1 protein-coding gene is annotated in these 312 nt (G+C 65.7%); it reads right to left on the minus strand.

All coding sequences use genetic code 11. The features are described from left to right. Window positions 1–312, minus strand: a 312-nt coding sequence (locus AC5RU7_RS21095; RefSeq protein ID WP_494053888.1) for an NAD(P)/FAD-dependent oxidoreductase, incomplete at both ends; no start/stop codon positions are given.

Here is a 312-nt window from a genome sequence, read left to right on the forward strand (position 1 = left end):
CACCGATTTTGGCGCCCCAGAACCCGGCGCAGGAGACCACGATGTCGGCCGGGATCACGCCGTCGGGGGTCTGCACGCCGGTGACGCGCCGGTTCGTTTGTTCGATGCCGGTCACGGTGGTGTTGCCGATGTACTTTACGCCGGCGGCTTCGGTGCGTTTGATCAGCAGCTGCACCGCGCGGGCCGCGGACGCGAGCCCGTCGGAGGGCACGTGCAGGCCGCCGAGGATGTCTTCTTCATTGATCAGCGGGTAGAGCTCCTTGCACTCCTCACGGGTAAGGATCTTGCCGTCGATGCCCCACGATTGTGCGT

The organism is Arthrobacter sp. K410C (assembly GCF_059090105.1).